At 67.3% G+C, this 22,212-nt stretch carries 17 protein-coding genes and 2 tRNA genes; 7 read left to right on the top strand and 12 right to left on the bottom strand.

The window, feature by feature from the left end:
- Nucleotides 1–6: 6 nt before the first annotated feature.
- A tRNA-Arg gene (locus KBW95_RS08920) sits at nucleotides 7–83 on the bottom strand.
- Between the two features lie 166 nt (nucleotides 84–249).
- A tRNA-Arg gene (locus tag KBW95_RS08925) sits at nucleotides 250–326 on the bottom strand.
- A gap of 110 nt (nucleotides 327–436) precedes the next feature.
- Here KBW95_RS08925 and KBW95_RS08930 point away from each other — a divergent pair.
- Nucleotides 437–4,315 carry a two-component regulator propeller domain-containing protein gene (locus KBW95_RS08930; protein WP_211528031.1) on the top strand — a complete coding sequence of 1,293 codons (3,879 nt, stop codon included), beginning with the start codon at nucleotides 437–439 and terminating at the stop codon, nucleotides 4,313–4,315.
- 30 nt (nucleotides 4,316–4,345) lie between these two features.
- On the opposite strand, the gene KBW95_RS08935 is transcribed toward KBW95_RS08930, so the two are convergent.
- Entirely contained in the window at nucleotides 4,346–5,290 is a 945-nt protein-coding gene (locus tag KBW95_RS08935) for a D-2-hydroxyacid dehydrogenase (protein ID WP_211524013.1), read from the bottom strand.
- A gap of 148 nt (nucleotides 5,291–5,438) precedes the next feature.
- Nucleotides 5,439–5,804, bottom strand: coding sequence for a hypothetical protein (locus KBW95_RS08940; RefSeq protein WP_211524014.1), 366 nt, complete (start codon nucleotides 5,802–5,804; stop codon nucleotides 5,439–5,441).
- 226 nt (nucleotides 5,805–6,030) lie between these two features.
- On the opposite strand from KBW95_RS08940, the gene ligD reads away from it, so the two are divergent.
- Nucleotides 6,031–8,667, top strand: coding sequence for a DNA ligase D (gene ligD / locus KBW95_RS08945; RefSeq protein WP_211528032.1), 2,637 nt, complete (start codon nucleotides 6,031–6,033; stop codon nucleotides 8,665–8,667).
- 112 nt (nucleotides 8,668–8,779) lie between these two features.
- Here ligD and KBW95_RS08950 read toward each other — a convergent pair whose 3' ends face one another.
- The 4 genes from KBW95_RS08950 to KBW95_RS08965 all read right to left on the bottom strand — a co-directional run bounded on the left by KBW95_RS08950 (nucleotide 8,780) and on the right by KBW95_RS08965 (nucleotide 12,637).
- Entirely contained in the window at nucleotides 8,780–10,243 is a 1,464-nt protein-coding gene (locus tag KBW95_RS08950; protein ID WP_211528033.1) for a catalase, read from the bottom strand.
- Nucleotides 10,244–10,377: 134 nt separating this feature from the next.
- Nucleotides 10,378–10,611, bottom strand: a complete 234-nt coding sequence (locus KBW95_RS08955; RefSeq protein ID WP_211524017.1) for a hypothetical protein — start codon at nucleotides 10,609–10,611, stop codon at nucleotides 10,378–10,380.
- A gap of 3 nt (nucleotides 10,612–10,614) precedes the next feature.
- Nucleotides 10,615–11,658: a Ku protein gene (locus KBW95_RS08960; protein ID WP_211524018.1), complete on the bottom strand. Its 1,044-nt coding sequence runs from the start codon at nucleotides 11,656–11,658 to the stop codon at nucleotides 10,615–10,617.
- A gap of 13 nt (nucleotides 11,659–11,671) precedes the next feature.
- Nucleotides 11,672–12,637, bottom strand: a complete 966-nt coding sequence (locus tag KBW95_RS08965; RefSeq protein ID WP_211524019.1) for an SDR family oxidoreductase — start codon at nucleotides 12,635–12,637, stop codon at nucleotides 11,672–11,674.
- Between the two features lie 165 nt (nucleotides 12,638–12,802).
- Between KBW95_RS08965 and KBW95_RS08970 the strand changes: the two genes are divergently transcribed.
- The 4 genes from KBW95_RS08970 (at nucleotide 12,803) to KBW95_RS08980 (ending at nucleotide 17,992) form a co-directional block, all read left to right on the top strand.
- The gene (locus KBW95_RS08970) at nucleotides 12,803–14,269 is read left to right on the top strand and encodes a diguanylate cyclase (RefSeq protein ID WP_211528034.1); all 1,467 of its coding nucleotides are present in this window, start codon (nucleotides 12,803–12,805) and stop codon (nucleotides 14,267–14,269) included.
- A 52-nt stretch (nucleotides 14,270–14,321) separates the two neighbouring features.
- Entirely contained in the window at nucleotides 14,322–15,953 is a 1,632-nt protein-coding gene (locus tag KBW95_RS08975; protein ID WP_211528035.1) for a SulP family inorganic anion transporter, read from the top strand.
- 38 nt (nucleotides 15,954–15,991) lie between these two features.
- Nucleotides 15,992–16,123 (top strand): hypothetical protein, encoded by a 132-nt coding sequence (locus KBW95_RS24725; protein WP_267875455.1) that lies wholly within the window; start codon nucleotides 15,992–15,994, stop codon nucleotides 16,121–16,123.
- A 72-nt stretch (nucleotides 16,124–16,195) separates the two neighbouring features.
- The gene (locus KBW95_RS08980; protein WP_211528036.1) at nucleotides 16,196–17,992 is read left to right on the top strand and encodes a DUF1302 domain-containing protein; all 1,797 of its coding nucleotides are present in this window, start codon (nucleotides 16,196–16,198) and stop codon (nucleotides 17,990–17,992) included.
- A gap of 91 nt (nucleotides 17,993–18,083) precedes the next feature.
- On the opposite strand, the gene KBW95_RS08985 is transcribed toward KBW95_RS08980, so the two are convergent.
- Nucleotides 18,084–18,716, bottom strand: coding sequence for a 1-acyl-sn-glycerol-3-phosphate acyltransferase (locus tag KBW95_RS08985; RefSeq protein WP_211524023.1), 633 nt, complete (start codon nucleotides 18,714–18,716; stop codon nucleotides 18,084–18,086).
- A gap of 182 nt (nucleotides 18,717–18,898) precedes the next feature.
- On the opposite strand from KBW95_RS08985, the gene arsC reads away from it, so the two are divergent.
- Complete coding sequence (arsC, locus tag KBW95_RS08990; protein ID WP_211528037.1) at nucleotides 18,899–19,246, top strand: arsenate reductase (glutaredoxin); 348 nt, start codon at nucleotides 18,899–18,901, stop codon at nucleotides 19,244–19,246.
- A gap of 134 nt (nucleotides 19,247–19,380) precedes the next feature.
- Here arsC and KBW95_RS08995 read toward each other — a convergent pair whose 3' ends face one another.
- From KBW95_RS08995 to KBW95_RS09005, 3 genes are all read right to left on the bottom strand, one after another.
- Nucleotides 19,381–20,520, bottom strand: a complete 1,140-nt coding sequence (locus tag KBW95_RS08995; RefSeq protein ID WP_229429642.1) for a right-handed parallel beta-helix repeat-containing protein — start codon at nucleotides 20,518–20,520, stop codon at nucleotides 19,381–19,383.
- Nucleotides 20,521–20,730: 210 nt separating this feature from the next.
- Nucleotides 20,731–21,174 (bottom strand): thioesterase family protein, encoded by a 444-nt coding sequence (locus tag KBW95_RS09000; RefSeq protein ID WP_211524026.1) that lies wholly within the window; start codon nucleotides 21,172–21,174, stop codon nucleotides 20,731–20,733.
- A gap of 96 nt (nucleotides 21,175–21,270) precedes the next feature.
- Nucleotides 21,271–22,125 carry an endonuclease/exonuclease/phosphatase family protein gene (locus KBW95_RS09005; protein ID WP_211528039.1) on the bottom strand — a complete coding sequence of 285 codons (855 nt, stop codon included), beginning with the start codon at nucleotides 22,123–22,125 and terminating at the stop codon, nucleotides 21,271–21,273.
- Between the last annotated feature and the right edge of the window lie 87 nt (nucleotides 22,126–22,212).

Below are 22,212 nucleotides of genomic sequence, written 5' to 3' on the forward strand. Positions count from 1 at the left end.
ATATTCTGGCGCGGCTGGCAGGAATCGAACCCACGACCCCTTGGTTCGTAGCCAAGTACTCTATCCAGCTGAGCTACAGCCGCCCGATGCACGCATTATAGCGGCGTACACGCATCTTGGCAAAGGTTCATCGCCATTCTCCGCAGTTTTGTGCCGGAATCGCACGCGGAAAAGGCGAAAACGGACAGCGGACATGGTGGGCCAAAACGAAAAAAGGGACCAGATTTTTCAATCTGGTCCCTCATATTCTGGCGCGGCTGGCAGGAATCGAACCCACGACCCCTTGGTTCGTAGCCAAGTACTCTATCCAGCTGAGCTACAGCCGCCCGAGGCACGCATTATAGCAGCGACATTTTATTTCCGGAAGTCTCATTTTCTTTCTCAGCCTTCATCGCCTCTGGTAGATTAGGCGAACGGGTTTCAAGAACGGAATACTATGTCGGGATTCACCAGGGCCGCGCGCGTCGGCCTGCATCGCCTCCTGCCGGGACTGGCGCTTTGCCTGCTGCTGACGCTGCTGGCCACGGCGGCCGGCGCCACCCAGCGCAGCCTGCGCTTCGAGCACCTGTCGATCGAAGAAGGGCTGTCGCAGCAATCGGCCCTCACCATGCTGCAGGACCGCCAGGGCTTCATGTGGTTCGGCACCCAGGCCGGCCTGAACCGTTACGACGGCTACCGCATGACGGTCTACCGCAACGACCCCAACGATTCTTCCAGCCTGCCGGACAATTTTGTCTCCGCCTCCTTCGAGGATGCCGACGGCCGCCTGTGGTTCGGCACCAAGGGCGGCCTCGCGCGCTTCGATGCGCGCAGCGCCCGCTTCGAGCGCTTCGTGCCGCCCGACGACCTGGAACGCCGCGGCAATCGCTCCGTGAACGCCATCGCCGCTGCGCCCAAGGGCGCCTTGTGGCTGGCGACCAGCGACGGCCTGCTGCATTTCGATCCCGCCAGCAAGCGCTTCCGCGCCTACCGCAACGATCCCGACGACCCCTCCAGCCTGCGCGACAACCGCGTCACCTCGCTTGCCACCGACGGCCGCGGCCAGCTGTGGGTCGGTACCGAAGCGGGCCTGGACAGGCTCGACCCGGCAAGCGGGCGCTTCACGCACTTTGCCGTCGAACCGGCGCACGACGCCCTGCGCAACACGGTGCTGACTCTCTCCATGGGCCCGCGCGAGACGCTCTGGATCGGCACCGCCGCAGGCCTCGAAGCCTGGCGCCTGGGGGAGGGCAGTCCGCAGCGCCAGCACCTCGGCCCCGCCGAAGGCATGCAGGACGTGCGCATCATCAGCCTGTACCACGACAGCGGCGCCCAGCTATGGGTCGGCACCGACAGCGAAGGCCTCAAGTGGCGCGACCCGGCCACCGGGCGCTTCGATTCCTGGAGCCATGTCGAGAATGACCAGCACAGCCTGTCGGACAACCAGGTGCCGGCGGTCCTGGTGGACCGGACCGGCACGCTCTGGGTCGGCACTTATTACGGCGGCGTGAACCGCACCGACCTGGCCAGCGGCGGCTTCACGCGCTACGGCGACAGCCAGGGCCTGGGCCGGACCAGGGTGCGCGCCATCGTCGACGACGGCGCCGCCGGGCTGTGGCTGGGCACCACCGGCGCCGGCCTGCTGCACCTGGACCGTGCCAGCGGCCGCGTCCAGCCGCAGCGTGACGAGCGCCTGCCCAGCGATGTGGTCACCTCGCTGGCGCGCGCCCGTGGCCGGCTGTGGATCGGCACCCCCATGGGCCTGGCCTGGCGCGACGCGCAGGGGCGCATGGGGCAGGTGGCGCTGGGACCGGGACCGGCGGCCAACTTCGTCCAGGCGATCGCCGAAGGGCGCGACGGCACGCTATGGGTGGTCACGCGCGGCGGCCTGTCGGCGCTGCCGCCCGGTTCCAACATCTCGCGCAGCTGGCGCCACGATCCCGACGATCCCACCAGCCTGGGCGACAACTACGGCTTCACGGTGCTCGAGGACCGCCAGGGCATCATCTGGATCGGCACCGAGACCGGCCTGGAGCGCTTCGACCGCCGAACCGGCGTGTTCACCCGCTTCCGCCACGATCCCCGGGATCCGGACAGCCTGCGCCACAGCCGCGTGTACTACCTGAAGGAGTCGTCGCGCGGCGATCTGTGGATCGGCACCGCGGGCGGCCTGCACAAGATGGAAACCGCCGGCGGCCGCACGCGCTTCCGCTTCTATCCCTTCGCCAAGGGCCAGGAGGCGCTGCCGATCGGCGCCGTGCTGGAAGACGCGACCGGCGTCCTGTGGGTCAGCACCACGGTCGGCATCACGCGGCTCGACCCGGTCAGCGGCCAGATCAAGAACTACACTTCCAAGGACGGGCTGATCGACGGTTCCTATTTCGTCGGTTCCGGCTGGCGCAGCCCGGACGGCCAGCTGCACTTCGGCGGCATCAACGGCATGAGTTCCTTCCGCCCCGAAGCGGTGCGCGACAATCCGTATCCGCCGGTGCCGGTGATCACCGACCTGCTGGTGCTGAACCGCTCGCGCGCGGACAGCCTGGGCGGCAAGAAGGAGATCACGCTGTCTTACCGCGACTCGGTATTCGCACTCGAATTCGCCGGCCTGCATTTCGCGGACCCGCAGGGCAACCGCTACGCCTACCAGCTGGAGGGCTTCGACCAGGGCTGGGTCGACACCGATGCGCGCCGCCGCTTCGCCACCTATACCAACCTCGATCCGGGGCCCTACGTGTTCCGGGTGCGGGCCAGCAACAAGGATGGCCTGTGGAGCCAGGAGGCGGCCACCCTCACGATCCACATCACGCCGCCGTTCTGGAAGACCTGGTGGTTCCGCGCCCTGGCGGTCATCACGGTGCTGACACTGTCCTACCTGATATACCGCTTCCGCGTACGGGTGCTGGTGCGGCAAAAGGTGCTGCTGGAACACGAAGTCGGCGCGCGTACCGCGGAATTGCTGCTGCAAAAGAATGCGGCCGAACGTGGCAAGCGCGAGGTCGAACGCCAGAAAGAGGTGGTGGAAAGGGCACACCGCGACATCGCGCTGCTGTCCGATATCGGCCGCCTGCTGACGGCCAACCTCGACAGCGAGGCGATCATGCGTACCTTGTACGAGCATGTGGGCGCCCTGATGGACGCGCGCGGTTTCGCCGTGGCTTTGCGCCAGCCCCAGCGCGGGGTGATCGGCTTCCCGTTCGCGGTTGCAGACGGCCAGCGCTTGCCGGGCCATGAAGTCCCGGACGATCCGCGGCGCGAGCTGGTGGCCTGGTGCATGGATGGCGCGCGTGAAATCCTGGTGGGCGATCTGGCAGCCGAGCTGCCGACGATCCTGGGGTCGGACAGCGCGACCGTCCAGGCGGCCGCCCCGATGCAAGGTTCGCTCTTGTGCGTGCCGGTGACGGTGGGCGAGCGGGTGATCGGCGCCGTGACTGTGCAGAGTCCGGAGCTGCATGCCTACGGCCAGGTGCATCTCGATATGCTCGAGACCCTCGCCGCCTACGTAGGCGTGGCGATCGACAATGCGCGCGCCTACCAGCAGCTCAAGGAGACCCAGGCCCAGCTGGCGTCGCACGAAAAGCTGGCCTCGCTCGGCTCCCTGGTGGCCGGCGTGGCGCACGAGCTGAATACGCCGATCGGCAACAGCCTGCTGATGGCCAGCACGCTGCAGGAAAAGACCCATGCGGTGGCCACGCGTTTCGAGCAGGCCCAGCTCAAGCGTTCCGACCTGGCCGAGTACATGGCGGCGTCCACCGAGGCATCGGACCTGATCGTGCGCAGCCTGCACAACGCGGCCGAACTGGTGAGCAGCTTCCGCCAGGTCTCGGTCGACCAGGCGAGCGCCCAGCGCCGCCGCTTCCACCTGGCCCAGGCCTGCCACGAGATTGCGGCCACCATGATGAATACGGTGCGGCTGGCCGGCCACAGGCTGGTGGTGGAGGTGCCGCCGGGCATCGTGATGGATGGCTTCCCAGGACCCTTGGGTCAGGTGATCATAAACTTCATCAACAATGCGATGCTGCATGCTTTCGAGCAGCCGGGTGGCACGATGAGGCTGTCGGCCGTGCAGGTGGAGTCGATGGTGCGGATCGAATTCCGCGACGATGGGCGCGGGATCGCACAGGAGCACCTGGCGCGCATCTTCGATCCCTTCTTCACAACGCGGATGGGGCAGGGCGGTACCGGCCTGGGGCTGAACATCGCCTACAACATCCTTACCTCGCTGCTCGGCGGCACGATCCGCGTCGAGAGCGAAATCGGGCAGGGGACGGCCTTCGTGATCGAGCTGCCCCTTTGCGCTCCGGAAGCGCGCGCCGCCGATGAGGCCACGCCTGCCTGAGCGCGCGGCAGGACGCCCTGTCGCTCCAGCTTAGAGCACGTTGCGCGCTTGCCCGGCCGCCCAGGCCTCGATATTGTCGACCAGCATGTCCGCAAGCCGCTGCATGGCGCCGCCGCTGGCCCAGGCCACGTGCGGCGTCAGGATGAAGTTCGGCAGGCGCAGGCGCAGCAGCGGGTTGTCCGGCACCGGCGGTTCCTTGCTCAGCACATCGAAGCCGGCGCCGGCGATCGTCCCCGCCTGAAGCGCTTCGGCCAGCGCGGCTTCGTCGACCAGGCCGCCGCGCGCGGTGTTGATCAGGAGCGCGTCGCGCCGCATCAGCCCCAGTTCGCGCGCGCCGATCAGGTGGCGGGTCTGCTCCGTCAGCGGCAGGTGCAGGCTGACCACGCTGGAGGTGCGCAGCAGCTCGTCGAGTTCGAGCTGTATCACGCCGCTGTCGCCGATGGGCGAGCGCGAGGTCGCGCACACTTCCATGCCGAAGGCGCGCGCCAGGTGGGCCACCTGCTTGCCGAGCGCGCCGTAGCCGACGATGCCGAGCCGGCTGCCGGCCAGGTCGCCGATCGGATGGTCGAGCAGGCAGAAGCGTGTCGAGCGTTCCCATTGGCCGGCCTCGACGTCGGCGATGTAGGCGCGCAGGTTGCGGCGCAGCGCCAGCAGCAGCGCGAAGCAATGCTCCGGCACCGAAACGGTGGAATAGTTGCGGATGTTCGATACCACGATGCCGCGCTCGCGGCAGGCCGCGAGGTCGACGTTGTCGGAGCCTGTGGCGGCAATCGCGACCATCTTCAAGTCCGGCAGCTGGGCGAGGGCGGCGGCGCGCAAGGGTACCTTGTTGGTGATGGCGATCGTCGCTCCCTGCAGGCGCTCGACCACTTCGTGCTCGGCGGTCGCTGCATGGTCCTGCCATGCGTGGGCGAAAGCGGGCGGGCGTACGTTCGCGATCAGGCTGTCGCGGTCGAGGAAGACGATACGGTGCATGGTGTCCTTTCGCAGCGGGCAAAACCGCATTGTAGAACACGTGCGCTGGCGCTAGCCATCGGGAAAAAGAGGGGCGAAGACAGGGCGGGCCTGTCTTCGTCAAATATGGCGGGGCTCGAGCGAGGGGGGCTTGAGCTCTCGGGGATTGTTATTTGTGTTGTGCTTCGGTCTTGGCAGCGACTTTGTCTGCCTTCGCTTCAGCTTTTGCGTGGGTCTTCTCGATCTTGGCGTCGGCTTTCTCGGCGGTCTTCTCGACCTTGGCATCCGCCTTCTCGGCAGCTTTTTCTACCTTCGCATCCGCCTTGTCGGCCTTGGCTTCGGCCTTCGCGGCCTTGGCGTCCGCCGCAGCCACTTTCTTGTCGTGCTTGGCCTCGGCCTTCGCCTCTTTCTTCTCGGCTTTGGCTTCTGCCTTGGCTTCCGGCGTGGTGGTGCTGGTGCTGGTGGCAGCGGGAGTCTGGGCGAACACGGAAGTAGCGAACAGGCCGGCAATCAGGGTAGCGACGATTTTGCTCATAGTGTCTTTCCTTCGTTTTGGTGGATGACAAGGTGGGAGGTGTTTCCCGTGTTACTGAGCTATCAACGTGGAGGTTTGGCGCACGGTTGACGCGTTGATCACGCATTTACATCCGCTTACAAATGCCCTGATCCCATGTTGCTGCGGGCTAGGTTCGCTGCCGAACAGTCGCGCCGGGTTCACCGCCCTAGACTCAGGACATCGGATTGCCGGGGAGGTTGCCACCATGCCTGACGCGCTCAAACTCTATAAAGCCAAGCGCAATTTCGCGATTACGTCGGAGCCCGCCGAAGGCGGCGAGGCCAGTGCCGACGCCTTGACCTTCGTTATCCAGAAGCATTGGGCATCGCGCCTGCATTATGATTTCCGTCTGGAATTGGACGGCACGATGAAAAGCTGGGCAGTTCCCAAGGGTCCCAGCTACGATTCGCGCGACAAGCGCATGGCCGTGCACGTCGAGGACCATCCGATCTCGTACTCGGATTTTGAAGGCACCATTCCCGAGAAACAGTATGGCGCCGGCAAGGTCATCATCTGGGACAAGGGCACCTGGACGCCGCTGGAGGATCCGCACAAAGGCTTCGCGAAAGGCAGCATCAAGTTCGAAATGCACGGGCATAAGATGCACGGGCGCTGGACCCTGGTGCGCCTGAAGGGCCACGAGGACGACCGCCAGGAACCCTGGCTGCTGATCAAGGAGAAGGACGAGTACATGCGCTCCAGCGAGGAATTCTCGGTGGTCGACGAAATGCCCGACAGCGTGAAAGCGCTGCCCATGCCGGAGCGGCCGGCCGAGCGCAAGATCGAGGCGCTGAAGGAAGAAGAGGAGGAAGCGCCGCCGCCCAAGCGCACGGCCGCCAGGAAGGCGGCCCCGGCGGCAAAGAGCGCGACCAGGAGCGCGGCAAAGGGCGCGGCAAAGAAGGCGCCGGCGAAAAAGCGCGGCGCCACGGATATGCCGGAGGGCGCCGTGAAAGCCGCGCTGCCCGCACACTTCAAGCCGGAACTGGCGACCCTGGTCGATGCGCCGCCGCCCGACCCCGAGGATTGGGTGTTCGAGGTCAAGTTCGACGGCTACCGCATGCTGGCCCGGATCGAGCAAGGCGTGGTCAGCCTGATCACGCGCAACGACAACGACTGGACCGACCGCCTGCTGCCGCTCAAGGAAGAGATCGAGCGCATGCAGCTGCCGGACGGCTGGTACGACGGCGAGATCGTCGTGCACGACGAGAACGGCAAGCCGAACTTCGGCATGCTGCAGCTGGCCTTCGACGGCACGCGCGGCGCCGAGATCCTGTACTTCCTGTTCGACGCGCCTTACTTCGACGGCTACGACCTGCGCGACGTGCCCCTGGTCGAGCGGCGCGCGCTGCTGGAAAAAGCACTGAAGGGCCATGAGGAAGGCCGGGTGCGTTTCTCGGCCGAATTCGGCACCAATCCGGAAGAACTGGTGGTGGCCGCCTGCCGCATCGGCCTGGAAGGCGTGATCGGCAAGCGGCGCAGCTCGCGCTACGTGTCGGCGCGCTCGCCGGAATGGATCAAGCTCAAATGCGGCCTGCGCCAGGAATTCGTGATCGGCGGCTTCACCGACCCGAAGGGTTCGCGCACCGGCGTCGGCTCCCTGCTGCTCGGCACCCACGACGAGAACGGGGTGCTGCGCTATGTCGGTAATGTCGGATCGGGCTTCAACCACTCCTCGCTGAAGTCGATCAGCGCGCAACTTGAAAAGCTGCGCACCGATGACAGCCCCTTCCCGCCGCGCTCCGTACCGGGCCGCAAGCACCACTGGGTCAAGCCGACCCTGGTGGCGGAGGTGAGTTTCTCCGAATGGACGGCGACCGGCTCGATCCGCCATCCCGTGTTCCAGGGGCTGCGCAAGGACAAGCCGGCGAAGAACATCACGCGCGAAGTGCCGAAGCACATGGCGGCCGAGCCGGCCGCCGACAAGGAGAAGGACATGAAGGAAAGCGTGACCAGCAAGCTGCCCGCCACCATGAAGGTGACCAATCCAGAGCGCGTGATCGACAAGCAGACCGGCTCGACCAAGCTGGACCTGATCCGCTACTACGCGCTGGTGGGCGAACTGATGATGGAGCACCTGAAGGCGCGGCCGGTGTCGCTGGTGCGCGCGCCGGAGGGCGTGGGCGGGGAGCTGTTCTTCCAGAAGCACGCCGACGTCGCCAAGATGCCGGGCGTGAAGCACATGCCGCAGGAGCTCGACCCGGAGCACCAGCCTTTCCTGGAGATCGCGAGCGTCCAGGGCATCTTGTCGGCGGCGCAGTGGAACGTGGTCGAGATCCACACCCAGAACGCCACGCGCAAGGCCTATGAGACGCCGGACCGGATGGTGTTCGACCTCGACCCGGGCGAGGGCGTGGAGTGGCACACGATGCAGGAGGCGGCGCAGCTGATGCACGCCTTCCTCGACGAACTCGGGCTGCCGTCCTTCCTGAAGACCAGCGGCGGCAAGGGCCTGCACGTCGTGGTGCCGGTCAAGGGCGGCTACGACTGGGATACGGTGAAGAGCTTCTCGCAGGCCATCGTGAAGCATCTTGCCACGGTGTTCCCGGAGCGCTTCGCGTTCAAGAGCGGGCCGAAGAACCGGGTGGGCAAGATCTTCATCGACTACCTGCGCAACGGGCAGGGCGCGACCACGGTGTGCGCCTGGTCGGCGCGCGTGCGGCCGGGACTGGGCATCTCGGTGCCGCTGGCCTGGGACGAGCTGGAAGGACTGAAGTCGAGCACGCAGTGGGATATCACGAACGCGCACACGCGCCTGGACAAGGGAAATACGCCGTGGGAGGGGTATTCTAAGGCGGCGAAGACCCTGGCGAAGGCGATGAAGAAGATGGGGTTCGAGCCGTAAGAGCCCACGAACACCAACCTGCTTCCATCCCCCGCAGCTAAAACACGTCATCCCGGCCTAAGCCGGGACGACGGTTTAGAGGCCAGGCGAGTGAAACAGCCCAGCGTGACGGTTAGTCGACGTTTCGACCAAGAGCCTTGAGCGACGTCCGTACCCCGCGTCCATACGCCGGGTCCGCCTTGTCGAAATGCCCCAGCTGGCGCTCCAGGATCTCCGCATCCACCTGGCTCAGCGGACCGGCCAGGTTGTCGCACAGGTTCTGGCGTTCCTGGGCCGTCATCAGGCGGAACAGGTTACCGGCCTGGGTGAAGTCGTCTTCCCGTCCGCGGAAATCGAAGCGTCCCGCATTGCCTTCGATGGCAAGCTCGCGTTCACCGTGTCCCATGCCCGTGGCGCCGCGCCCCACGGCGTCCAGCGTGTGGTAGTTGCGCGCCGCGCCGCCGTTGGCGATCGCCATCGCGCCGTCGCGCTGGTGGTTGTGGAAGGGGCAGCGCGGGGCGTTTACCGGCAGGTGCTGGTGATTGGTACCCACGCGATACAGCTGCGCGTCGTGGTAGGCGAACAGGCGCCCCTGCAGCATCTTGTCCGGCGAGTAGCCCATGCCGGGCACCACATTGGCCGGCGAGAACGCGGCCTGCTCGACCTCGGCGTGGTAGTTGGCCGGATTGCGGTTCAGCTCCAGCACGCCCACCGGCAGCAGCGGGAAGTCGCCATGCGGCCAGACCTTGGTCAGGTCGAAGGGATTCCAGCCGGTGCGCTGGCTCCACTCGGCCAGCTGCTGCTCGCTCGCCACCTGCAGCTTGACGTCCCACTGCGGGAAGTCGCCGCGCGCGATCGCCTCGAACAGGTCGCGCTGGGCGTGGTCCGGGTCGGTGCCGGCAATACGCTGGCTTTCAGCCGCGCTCAGGTTCCTGATGCCCTGGCGGGTCTTGAAGTGCCACTTCACGTAATGGCGTTCGCCGCCGGCGTTGATCAGGCTGTAGGTATGGCTGCCGAAGCCGTCCATGTGGCGGTAGCCGTCCGGCGTGCCGCGATCGGAAAACAGGATCGTCACCTGGTGCAGGCTCTCCGGCGCCTTGCTCCAGAAGTCGAACATCATGTTGGCCGACTTGAGGTTGGTCTGCGGGTCGCGCTTCTGGGTGTGGATGAAGTCCGGGAAGTTGATCGGATCCTTGATAAAGAACACCGGCGTGTTGTTGCCCACCAGGTCCCAGTTGCCTTCTTCGGTGTAGAAGCGCAGGGCGAAGCCGCGCGGATCGCGCTCCGTGTCGGCGCTGCCTTTCTCGCCGCCGACGGTCGAGAAGCGCAGGAAGACCGGGGTCTGCTTGCCGAGCTCCGCGAACAGCGCGGCCTTGGTGAAGTGGCGGATGTCGTGGGTGACGGTGAAGCTGCCGTAGGCGCCTGAGCCCTTGGCGTGGACCACGCGCTCGGGAATGCGCTCGCGGTTGAAGTGCTGGAGCTTTTCGATCAGGTGGAAGTCCTGCAGCAGCAGCGGGCCGCGGGCGCCGGCGCTCAGCGAATTCTGGTTGTCGTCGACCGGGATGCCGGAAGCGGTGGTCAGGCGGGGCTGGGTCATGCGGAAATCTCCTCGTTGATGTGTGAACGTCAATGAAAGAGATTCTAGGCGGTGGTGCCAGAAAGAAAAAGATAATTGATTTAATTATTTCGATAGATTTTTACAATACAGATGAGCGGCAAAGTGTTAGCACCTCACTGCTCGTTCTTGAAGATGCCGCGGATGTTGGTCACCATCAGCGCCGCCTGCAGCGCGATCAGGGCCCAGGCCTCGTCGTGGACGCCCCATACGATCCACAGCACATTACTGAGGATGAACATGGAGAAGCCGAACACGCGCCGCTCCGCGCGCTTGGAGCCGATCAGGTAGGCGGCGAACAGGGTCACCGCCATGGCGGGCCATTGCAGGAAGTCGATGAATCCATCCATCCTTCAGGCGGCCTTCCTGCGGCGCGCCGGCGCCTTGGCGGCGGGAGCTGCTTTCGCTGTGGCCTTCTTCGCGGCCGGCTTGGCGGCCGATTTCGAAGCCGTCGTGCGCTTGGCTGCCACGCGCTCGGTGCTGTGCGCAGGCGCCTTGCGGGGACGCGGGGTTTCCTCCTCCTCTTGCTCGGCCTCGGGCTTGCGCGACTTGCGCGGCGGCGGTTCGTCGTCGTCGTCATCGTCCGCGCTGGCCGCCTTGCCGGGCTTCTTGCCCAGGCTGGCCTGGAGCAGGGCGACCAGGTCGATGACCTTGCCCGATTCGCGCTTTTCCTTTTCCGGCTCGGGCATGGTGATGGTCTTGGTCTGCTTGGCCTTGATCTTCTTCTCGATCATGGCCAGCACGTCCTCGCGGTAGGTGTCGTGGTACTGCTCGGGGTCCCAGTCCTCGCTCATGCCCTGCACCAGCGCCATCGCCATCTTGAGCTCCTTGTCGTTGACGGCGGCCCTGCCGGTCTTGCCCGGGATCTTGAGCGCTTCGGTCTCGCGGATCTCGTCGGCGTAGCGCAGGGTGTTGAGGACGATGGTGTCGCCCACGCACACCAGCGCCGCCAGGTGCTGCTTGACGCGGATGACGACGTTGGCAATGCCGATCTTGCCGGCTTTTTTCAGCGTTTCTCGCAGCAGTGCGTAGACCTTGTCGCCGCCCTTGCCGGGCGCGAGGTAGTAGGGCTGCTCGTAGTAGATCAGCGGGACTTCCTCGGCATCGACGAAGGCCAGGATGTCGATGGTCTGGGTGGCTTCCGGGTTGGCGCGGCGCAGGTCTTCGTCCGACAGGACCACGTATTCGCCGGACGCGTATTCATAGCCCTTGACGATGTCGTCCCACGAGACTTCCTTGTTGTTGCCCTTGTTGTAGCGCTTGAAGCCGACCGGCGAGAAATCGCGCCGGTCGAGCATCGTCAGGTCGAGTCCCTTGTTGTCGACCGCCGCGTACATTTCGACGGGGATGTGGACCAGTCCGAAGCTGATCGCCCCTTTCCACATGCTGCGCGCCATGGCTTCTCCTCGTTTATTCGCCCACCACGCCGGTAATCGGCAGCACCACGCCCGTGATGTAGCCGGAGCAGACCGGCGAGGCCAGGAACACATAGGCCGGCGACAGCTCTTCCGGCTGGGCCGGGCGCTTGAAGGTGGTGCTGGCGCCGAATTCCTTGATCTGCTCGGGCGACTGGTCGGCCGGGTTGAGCGGGGTCCAGACCGGGCCCGGGGCCACGGCGTTGACGCGGATGCCTTGCTCGATCAGGCTCGCCGCCAGCGACATCGTGAAAGCGTGGATCGCGCCCTTGGTGGCCGAGTAGTCGAGCAGCTTCTTCGATCCCTTGAGGCCCGTGACGGAGCCGGTATTGATGATCGAGGCGCCGCGCTTCAGGTAGGGCAGGGCCGACTTCGCCATGTGGAAGTAGCCGTAGATATTGGTGCGGAAGGTCTCGTCCAGACGCTCCTCGGTGATGTCGAGCAGCGAATTGGCGTGCTCCTGGAAGGCCGCGTTGTTGACCAGGATGTCCAGGCGGCCGAATTCGCCCACCACCTTCTCGACCGCCTCCTTGCAGAAGGCTTCGTCCTTGACGTCGCCGGCGATGGTCACGCAGCGGCGGCCTTCCTGCTCGACGTAGCGCTGGGTCTCGGCGGCGTCCTCGTGTTCGTTCAGGTAGAGGATGGCGACATCGGCGCCTTCGCGCGCGAACAGCACGGCGACGGCGCGGCCGATGCCCGAGTCGCCGCCGGTCACGATGGCGCTCATGCCCTGCAGCTTGCCGCTGCCCTTGTATTGCTCGGCCAGGAATTTCGGCTTCAGGTCCATCTGCGCTTCCAGGCCCGGCTTGGCCAGGTGCTGCTGCGGCATCGGCGGCGCCGGCTGCTGGATCCCGGTCTGCACCGGATCCTGGCTCTCGGCCTTCTGCATGCTGCCGTCGATCTGGTCCTGGCGGCTCTGGATCGCCTTCTGCTTGTTCGCTACATCGTCCTGGTTCGGCATTACGCTCTCCCTGTCTGCATTGAATCGACCCGAAGAAGTATTCAATGCACGGGGCAGGGCGACGGTGCGCTTCCACACACAGTGACACATTTCCGCTATCCCATGGGTAAGCTTTCTGGCAAACTTGGCTGGTTTGATAACAGGATGCACGAGAGGGAGAACAGGATGTCTCAGCAGGACGGCACGCCCACCCGGCCCACCGGTCTTTACGTCAGCCCGGTGGGCCAGCGCCGCGGCGTCTTCCAGGAAGCCTGCGCCGGCCTGTTCGCGCGGCTGCGCGTGGCCGACAGCGCGTCGCAGGCCTCGCTGCTGCTGGAACGCGAGCCGGCCGATGTGCTGGTGCTGGACCTGGAACGCTTCGAGCTGGGACTGGACCTCGAGTCCCTGGGCCGGCTGGTGGCGGCCCGCGCGGGCGCGCCCGTGTTCGTCCTGTGCCCTTTCGCCAATGCGCGCTGGCTGCCGGCCCTGATGGGCTTCGGGCCGCTCGACTATGCGATCGGCCCGCTGGATGCGGCGCAGACGCGCGCCGTGCTGGCCGCGCGCCTGGCCGAAGGATTCACGCGGCCCGCGCAAGCGACGCCGCTCGAGGCGGAGTTGCGCGGCCTGCTGGCCGTCCGCAGCGCCGCCCAGCGCGCCCTCGAGGAAGCGGACGACAGCGTGCGCTTCGCCGAGCGGATGTGCGAGGCGCTCTCGGTCTGGCCGGGCGTGGTGCACGCGGCCCTGTTCCACCTGCGCGACGGCGACCTGCACCTGGAAGCGGAGCAGGGCGCGACCCGTCTGCAGCTGGCGCCCTTGCTGCTGCGCGGCGACAAGCTGCTGCATTCGCCGTTGCGCCATGCCTTCCCCGGCCTGCTGGCGGCGGCCAGCGGCGAATTCGCCCTGCTCGACGCCCTCGGCAAGGCGGGCGAGCCGGAGCTGGCCGACAGCCTGCGCGGCCACGGCGTGGAGATGGCGCTGGGGCTGCCGATTCCGGCCCAGGGACCGGGCGCCCCGCGCGGCTCGCTGTGCCTGCTGTTCGAGCGCGCACGCGCCTTTTCGCAGGCCGAACTCGGCGCCCTCGGCGACCTGGCGCAGCTGGCGGCCTTCGGCCTGCGCATGGCCGAGATGACGCGCGAGAACGAAGAACTGCTGGGACGCGTGACCCACCTGGCGACCACCGACGCGCTGACCCATGTCGCCAACCGCCGCCACGGCGAGACCCTGCTGGAACAGGAAATCAGGCGTGCGCGCCGCTACCGGCTGCCGCTGGCGCTGATCGGCTTCGACATCGACCGCTTCAGCAATATCAACGACACCTACGGCCATCCGGTCGGCGACCTGGTCCTGCGCACCGTGGCCGATACGGCCAAGGCCCTGCTGCGTTCGAGCGACGTACTGGTGCGCTCGGGCGGCGAGGAATTCCTGGTGATCGCGCCGCACACCAGCGCCATCGACGGCCTCAAGATGGCCGAAAAGCTGCGCGCCGCCATCGAACAGGCCGAGGTGCCGGGCTGCGACCACGTGACGGTCAGCCTGGGCGTGGCCCAGCTGGGAGAGACGGAGAGCGGCGACTCGCTTGCCGTGCGCGTGAACGCGGCCCTGGCGCGCGCCAAGCGGGCTGGACGCAACTGCGTGGAACTGGCCATGCAGTGACCGCCGTGCTAGGCTAGCGGTTTTTCACCCAAGCAAGTTTTAGCTTCTACCCATGCTCCAGTGGTTGCAGCACTACCGGCGCGCGATGCTGCCGGGCGACATCAGCGCGGGCATCGTCGTGGCGATGATGATGATCCCGCAGGGCATGGCCTATGCGCTGGTGGCCGGCTTGCCGCCGGTTGCCGGCATCTATGCGAGCATCGTCCCGCCGGTGCTGTACGCCCTGTTCGGCACCAGCAGCACGCAATCGGTCGGGCCGATGGCCATCATCTCCCTGATGACGGCGTCGAGCCTGGCGCCGCTGGCCGCGCCGGGCAGCGCCCTGTACGGCGTGCTGGCGGCGCAGCTGGCCTTGCTGGCCGGCGTGGTGCTGCTGGCCTGCGGCCTGCTGCGCATCGGCTTCCTGGCCAACTTCTTTTCCCGTCCCGTCATGAGCGGCTTCACCATCGGCTCCGCAATCGTGATCGCCTGGGGCCAGGTGCGCCCGCTGCTGGGCGGTGCGCCGCTGGAGGTGCACGCGCCGAGCGCGGCGCTGGGCCTGGGCTCGCTGCTGCTCCTGTTCGCCGCGCGCGCCTGGCTGGCGCCGCTGCTGCGCAGGCTGGGGCTGCCGGCCACCGCCGCCGACATCGGCGCCAAGCTCGCGCCCATGGCGGCCGTGGTGGGCGCGACCATCGCGGTGGCCGCCCTCGGCCTGGACCGGATGGGGGTGGCGACCACGGGCGCGGTGCCGGCCGGGCTGCCGGGACTGAACCTCGCCACCTCCGGCGCGCACTGGGAACAGCTGCTCAAGCCGGCCCTCCTGATCGGCTTCATGGTTTTCCTGATCAGCATGTCGGGCGCCCAGGCCCTGGCGCTCAAGCGTCCCGAAAAGCTCGGCAGCAACCGCGAACTGATCGGCCTGGGCGCGGCCAATCTCGGCAGCGCGCTGTCGGGCGGCTTCCCGGTCACGGGCAGCATCTCGCGTTCGGCGGTGAATTTCGCGGCCGGCGCCAACACCCAGCTGGCGAGCCTGATCACCGCGGGCCTGCTGGCCCTGGCCCTGGTCGCGCCCACCGGATGGCTGGCGCTGCTGCCGCTGCCGACCCTGGCCGCGACCATCATCGTGGCGGTGCTGGGCATGCTCGACCTGTCGACCCTGCGCACCGCCTGGCGCTACGACCGGGCCGACGCCGCGGCCCTGCTGGCGACCGCAGGCGGCGTGCTGGTGTTCGGCGTCGAGGCGGGCGTGGTGATCGGCGTGGCGCTGTCGATGGGCGCCCTGATCTGGCGCGCCAGCCGCCCGCACATCGCGGTGCTGGGCCGGATTCCCGGCAGCGAGCATTTCCGCAACGTGGACCGTTTTTCGACCGACACCGCGCCTGGCCTGCTGATGCTGCGCATCGACGCCGGCCTGTTCTTCGGGAATGTCGAGGCGGTCAACGAACGCGTCGAAGAAGAATTGGCGGCGCGTCCCGGCACGCGTCACCTAGTGCTGGTGCTGTCGGCGGTGAATGCGATCGACACCACGGCCTTGTTCGGGCTGGCCGAACTGAACACCTCGCTGCTCCAGCGCGGCGTGCTGCTGCACCTGGCCGAAGTGAAGGGGCCGGTGATGGACAGGCTGAAGCAAAGCGAGCTGCTGGGCGCGCTGAACGGGGAAGTCTTCCTCAGTGCGGCGACGGCCTGGCAAAAGCTTGCCGCTTGAGGGCGCGGCAGCCGAAACCGGTTTCAAGAGGAGCCGGCATGCGCCGTGTCGCAGCGGCCGCGCCGTGGAAGATTGGTGTCGAGACGCCCGATTTGCCGGTCTACGCGACCGGCATAACTGTATTTGATTTGCCGCAATTTTTTGTTGACCGTAAATACTGGGTCTACTAGGATTGTTTCGGCGAGGCATCAAATTACCCATGCCGCCCTGCCGCACGGGGCCGAACAAGACGAAGGTAAGCTATGACCCGACACGCTGCGTCTCCCCGTCCGTTTCCTTTTCGGCTGGCCAGGCTGGCCGCCTTGTTCGGCACCTTCGGCGCGGTCGCCGGCGCCACCCCGGCGCTCGGCGCCGAGGTCTCCTTCAGCGGCCGGATCACCTACGGCGAAGTGCTGCGCACGCAAGCGCGCGACCCGAACCTGCTCACCGGCGTGAATGCCGCCGCCGTCGGCCTGGTGGGCTATGGCAGCGGGGGCAATGCCGACGACGCCAACACCAACTATGCGCGCTGGGATGCGGCCTCGCGCGCGCTCAAGGGTTTCTTCGAACTCTCGGCCAGGGAAGGGGCCTTGTCGGCCACGCTCAGGGTCAAAGCCTGGCACGACTTCGGCTTGCGCGAGGATGGGCGCCCCTGGGGCAACGTCGCCAACCGCTACGCTGCCGGCGCCCCCCTGAGCGATGCAGGCGCGCCGCGGCTGTCGCGCTTTTCCGGCGTGGCGCTGCTGGACGCCTTCGTGCAGGGGAACACCCGCTGGGGCGGGGTGCCCGTGATGCTGCGGATCGGCCAGCAGTCGCTCGACTGGGGCGGACGCTCGATCACGCCGGGCGGCCTGGAGGCGCTGAATCCACGCGACTTGCCGGGCCTGCGGCGCGCCGGGGCGGTGCTTGCCGAGGTCATGGTGCCGCGTCCGATGCTGTTCGGCCGCATCGAGCCCACGCCGGGACTGGGCGTCGAGGCCTACTACCAGACCCGCTTCCGGCCGGCCGCGCTCGACATGTGCGGCAGCCTGTGGTCGATGAGCGACTACCTGGTGGACGGCTGCGACCGGGTCATGAGCGGCCAGCCGCTGGTCAGCGACCGCGCGCGGATGCCGCTCGGCGCCTACCAGAAACGCCTGCCGACGTCCAAGCCGGACGGCGGCGAATTCGGCGCCGGGCTGACCTGGCGCGCCGCTTCCCTCGGACTCGACCTGGGGCTCTATCATGCGCGCTACACCTCGCGCAGCGCGCTCCCGGGACTGCGGCGCAGCACCCGTGCCGGCGGACCGGCCCTGATCCCGGGCGACCCGGACGGCCGCAACATGGCGTATTTCACCGAGTATCCGGAAGACCTGCGCATCACCGCCCTGACGCTGCTTCACAAGCGCGGCGCCACCAGCCTGCAGGGCGAACTGTCCTACCGGCCCGAGACCCCTTTCATGCTGGCGCCGGGCGACGTGGTGCCGCCATTCCTGAGCGCCACCGCGCCGTCGCTGCTGCGCGCCCGCGCCAATGCGGTGGCGCCGGGCGGCATCTTCCATGGCTACGACTTGTACGGGATGTGGCAGCTCCAGGGCGGCGTTCGGCATGAGTGGACCGCGGCGGGCCTGCCGCTGGCCGCCGCCTTCGAAGCAGTGGGCAAGCACGCCGCCGGACTGCCGGACCAGGCGCTGCTGCGCTACGGGCGCGCCGATATCTTCGGTGTCGGGCCGATCAACGGCGGCTGCACCGTCACTACCGCCAACGCAGCGCGCCAATGCAGCCTGCGCGGCTACGCGACCCGCAATGCCTGGGGCTACCGGGCGCGCCTGGACCTGCGTTCGATCGCTTTGACGCCGGAGCTGGCGGGCAGCGCGAATGCGCTGTTCGTGCACGACGTGAAGGGCTGGTCGGGCGACTTCCTGTTGAATGAAGGGCGCAGGTCGTTGTCGCTGGGGCTGCGCTTCGAGTATCGCAAGCGCTACCTGGCGGAGCTGGCGTATTCGCCGGTGTGGGGAGGCGATTACAATCCGGCGGCGGACCGGGATACCGCGTCGTTTGCGGTGGGCGTCAAGTTCTGAGGCGCTTGCCGCGCGCCAGCCTCAGGCCTTCGAAGGCCGGGCGAAAAAAAGCGCCGGTCGTGCCGGCGCCCGGATGGAGGGTGCGGAAGGATCAGGCGCGCTTGCGCTCCGCTTGCTGGCCGTTGTCGCGCTGCGCCAGCTTGATCGGCGCCGCATCCTGCGGGTACAGGGCCTGGCACTCGGCGTAGATGTTGCGGATCGCCGCCATGTCGCGTTCGGTGTCGCCGCTCAGTTCCAGCGTGTCCACCACGCGCAGTTCCTTCTTCTTGTAGTCGAGCGCGACCAGCAGCGTCGGCACCCTGGCGGCCTGGGCCAGGTGGTAGAAGCCGCTCTTCCAGTGCGGACGGTAGCCGCGCGTGCCTTCGGGCGTGATCGCGACCCAGCACCACTTGGAAGCGAGCATCTGCTGCGCCAGGTGGCGGGTGGCGCCCATCGGCGCGCTGCGGTCGACCGCGATGCCGCCCCAGTAGCGCATGATGGTGCCCATCGCGCCGCGGAACAGCGAATCCTTCGCGAGCCAGCGGAACTGCAGGCCGACCGCCCACTTGCCGAGCAGGCCGATGATGAAGTCCCAGTTCGAAGTGTGCGGGTACACCACCGCGATGCCGTGCGGGCCTGGCAGGGGTTTGAAGTACACGCGCCAGCCCAGCATGGTCAGCAGGCGCAGCGCAGTGCGCTGACCCCAGGTGGGCAGGGCTGCGGGATGCAGCAGGTAATCGCTCATGAACGCTCCGTCGAGGCATGACAGACTGTTAATGTAGAGCAGCAGTCATTACGCCATAGAAAATAAGCGAGGAATTCTAGCGGGCTCGAGCAAGGGGAACAAGCAAAAAAGCTGGTGCCGGGTATGAGGTGTGGTTATCATGCCGCTGTTTGATTGACAACAAGAGCGGCAAGCTTATCAAAATGGATATCACGATTTACCACAATTCCCGTTGCGGGACCTCGCGTAATACCCTGGCGGCCATCCGCGAGGCCGGCCACGAACCCCAGGTCGTCGACTATCTGGCCACTCCACCCACGCGCGAGGCGCTGAGCCGCATGATCGCCGATGCCGGATTGAGCGTGCGCGAGGCGGTGCGCAGCAAGGAAGCGCTGTTTACGGAACTCGGCCTGGATGCGCCTGGCGTCGATGACGCTGCGCTGCTCGACGCGATGGTCGCCCACCCGATCCTGATCAACCGTCCCTTCGTGGTGACGCCCAAGGGCGTGCGCCTGTGCCGCCCCTTCGAGCGCGTGCACGAGGTCCTGTAAACGGTATCGGTTCGTCCACACAGGGGCCCCGCGCGGGTCGTCCAGGCCGGCGGCGCCATGCAGTCGAGTATCCACCGCGCTGACGCATGCGTCGCGCCTTGCCCCTTCAGTTGTGTCGCTTCAGCTTCGTCTCGTCAGGGATCGCTGAAGGGCAGGGCGCCGATGTCCGCCTTGCGCAGCGTGCCCAAGCCGGACGCGGGGCCCGTCGCGCGCGCCGCGCCATTCTCGGATTCGGCGGAATCCGGCGCAAGTCCCTGGCCAATCGCCGGCGAGTTGGGACGCAGCCGGAAATCCGGCGTGCCGCCCTGCGGATAGTCGACGAAATGCGGCGGCGCGCTGACCGTCGCCGCATGGTGGCGGCCCGGAGCCAGCTCCCAGTCCTCCTTGTGGTTACCATGCACGAGGTTGTTGCGGAAGCTGTTGTTGGGTCCCACCGCGCCCCGTTCCAGGATGCCATGGCCATTGTCCACGACGATGTTGTTGCTCACCTCGGTGTGGTCGTTCGGCCCCTTGCCCTGGAAAAAATCGCCGGCGCCCACGACGATTCCACTGCCTGAACCTGCCACCGTGTTGGCGTGCACTGTCACGCGGCTGGCGTCGTGCCACAGGTGGATGCCGCTGCCGGCGATGCGATAGACGATGTTGTTGCGTACGCCGGCGCTGGTGTTGACGGCGACCCCGTGGAAGCTGGCGCAGCCCGGCGGGCCGATGTCGTGCACCTGGTTGCCGGCGGCCTCGCTGTCCTTGCCCTTGTAATAGCTGTCCAGGGTGATGCCGGCGCCGCCCCTGGGCTCGCAGGGAACGTCATTGGCGATGTGGTGGATGCGGTTGTCGCGGATGCTGTCGTGCGAGCCGCCATTGTAGATGCCGGTGAGCCATTTCATGCCGCTCTGGTACTGGGACCCGTCGATCTCGAAGCCGACGATGTCGACATGGTTGCCGCGGTTATCCCAGGCCGCGCTCTGGCGCGCGTCGAGCTGGGGCACGATGCGCGCGCCCCAGCGCTCGGTGGACTGGTAGACGATGCGCGCTTCGGCGGTGCCGCTGGCCACCGTGCGCAGTCCGCCGAAGTAGATACCCGGCGCCACGTGCACCGTGGTGCCCGGCGAGGCGGCCTGGGAAGCGCGGGCCAGGGTGCGGAAGGGTTCGGTGCTGGTGCCGGGATTGCTGTCGGAGCCGCCGGGCGCGACGTAGAGGTGGGTGCGCACCAGCTCGGGCACCACGATTTCCTCGCCGGCGCCGTCGCGCAGGCGGCAGCCGCCGAGCAAGCCCATGCAAAGGATGGCGAACAGGAGCCAGCAAGGCAGGCGCCACGGCGCAAGCGGCCGGGGACGCAGATCGGGTCGCGGGCAATGCAGCATCCTCTCCTCGCACGGGTAGCAGTGACAAGGGACAGTCTGAACCTGCACACGCGTGCGGGACTACGGTTTGCTCAACGTGCTCTTTGAGGGCGTGCAATGCGCTCTTGCCGCCGCTGCTTCAGCTCATGCCGTCCCGGCGGCAAGCACGGCCGGCATGTAGACGTCCAGGAATTCGGCCGGCATGCGGCGCGGACGGCCGCTGGCGATCTCGATGCAGACCAGGTCCCAGCGCCCGCGCAGCACGGTGGCGCCGTCGCGCTCGCGCACCAGCTGGAAGCGGCGTTCCATGCTCAGCTTGCCGTCGCCGCCCACCAGCCAGGTGGCCAGCAGCAGCGCATCGTCCAGCAGGGTAGGCAGCAGGTAATCATATTCGCCGCGCCGGATCGCCATGGCGCGGTCCAGGCGCCGGTAGTCGTCGAGCGACAGGCCGAGCTGTTCCGAATGGGCCCAGCCGGCCTGCTCGCACCAGCGCACGTACACGGCGTTGTTGGTGTGGTTCAGGCCGTCGATGTCGGCGGCGCGCGGCACGACCGGCAGGATGAAGGGGTGCGGGTAGTCCCAGTCCAAAGCGTTTCCTCGTCAAGCTGGGCGCGGCGCGGGTCCGCGCGTTGCCGGTCCAGGCCGGGACCGGTCCGCTATTGTAAGGGCCGCGCGGCGAACGCGTCAGGCAGCGTTCCAATCGAGCTCGACCAGCACCGCCTGGTGGTCGGAACCCTGCTCGCTGGCGTCGATGCGCATGCGCCGCACCTTGCCCGCCAGGTCGGCGCTGGCGAACACGTAGTCGAAGGTGAAGGGCGGCGCGGCGTCCGGGCGCAGGTCGTGCAGGCCGACCGTCGGTGCATGGCGGCGGCCGGGCTGGGCCAGGTGCCAGCAGTCGCGCCAGGGCGGGGTGTCGTCGTCGAAGGGCGCCAGCAGGCGCTGGTGCTCGAGGGAGCCGGGCAGCATGTTGAAGTCGCCCGCCAGCAGCGCGGGACCGGCGCGCGGCACGGCGGCGAAGGGCCCGTCGCCCGACGCCCGCCCCACGCGCGCATGCAGCCAGGCTTCGCGCTGCAGTTCGCGCAGGCGTTCGACCTGGGCCAGGCGCTGGGTGCAGGAAAAATATTCGAGATGCGCGCTCACGACGCGCAGCAGGCCGCCGGGAGCGGCCACCGTGACTTCGAGCGCGGTGCGCGGCATGCTCGGCACGCCGGGATCGGGCGGCCAGGGCAGGGTGTGGCGGAAGCTTTCCAGTATCGGGTGGCGCGACAGGATCATGCAGCCGGTGCGGAGGCGCGGCGCGTCCGGGGCGCCGGGCCCGGCCGTGTCGCAGGCGTAGGCCGCGGCCGCCGCGTGGCCGGGCAGGCGGGCGCGCAGCGCAGCGAACTGGTCTTCTCCGTCGCCGTAGCCGGAGAATACTTCTTGCAAACAAATTACGTCGTGCCGGGCGAATCGCTCGAGGCATGCGACGATGCGGTCGAGATCAATGTTCCCTTCCGGGTTGCGGCCCGACTGGATATTCCAGGTGATGAGCTTGAACATGGGCGTCCTTTCAGATGGCCCATCAGGCTAGCGCGCCGCGCAGGCGCGGGGCCTGATGCAGCTCAGGCCCGCAGCCCGGCCCGGAGC

The organism is Massilia sp. ZL223 (genome assembly GCF_018119395.1).
Lineage (GTDB): Bacteria > Pseudomonadota > Gammaproteobacteria > Burkholderiales > Burkholderiaceae_D > Telluria.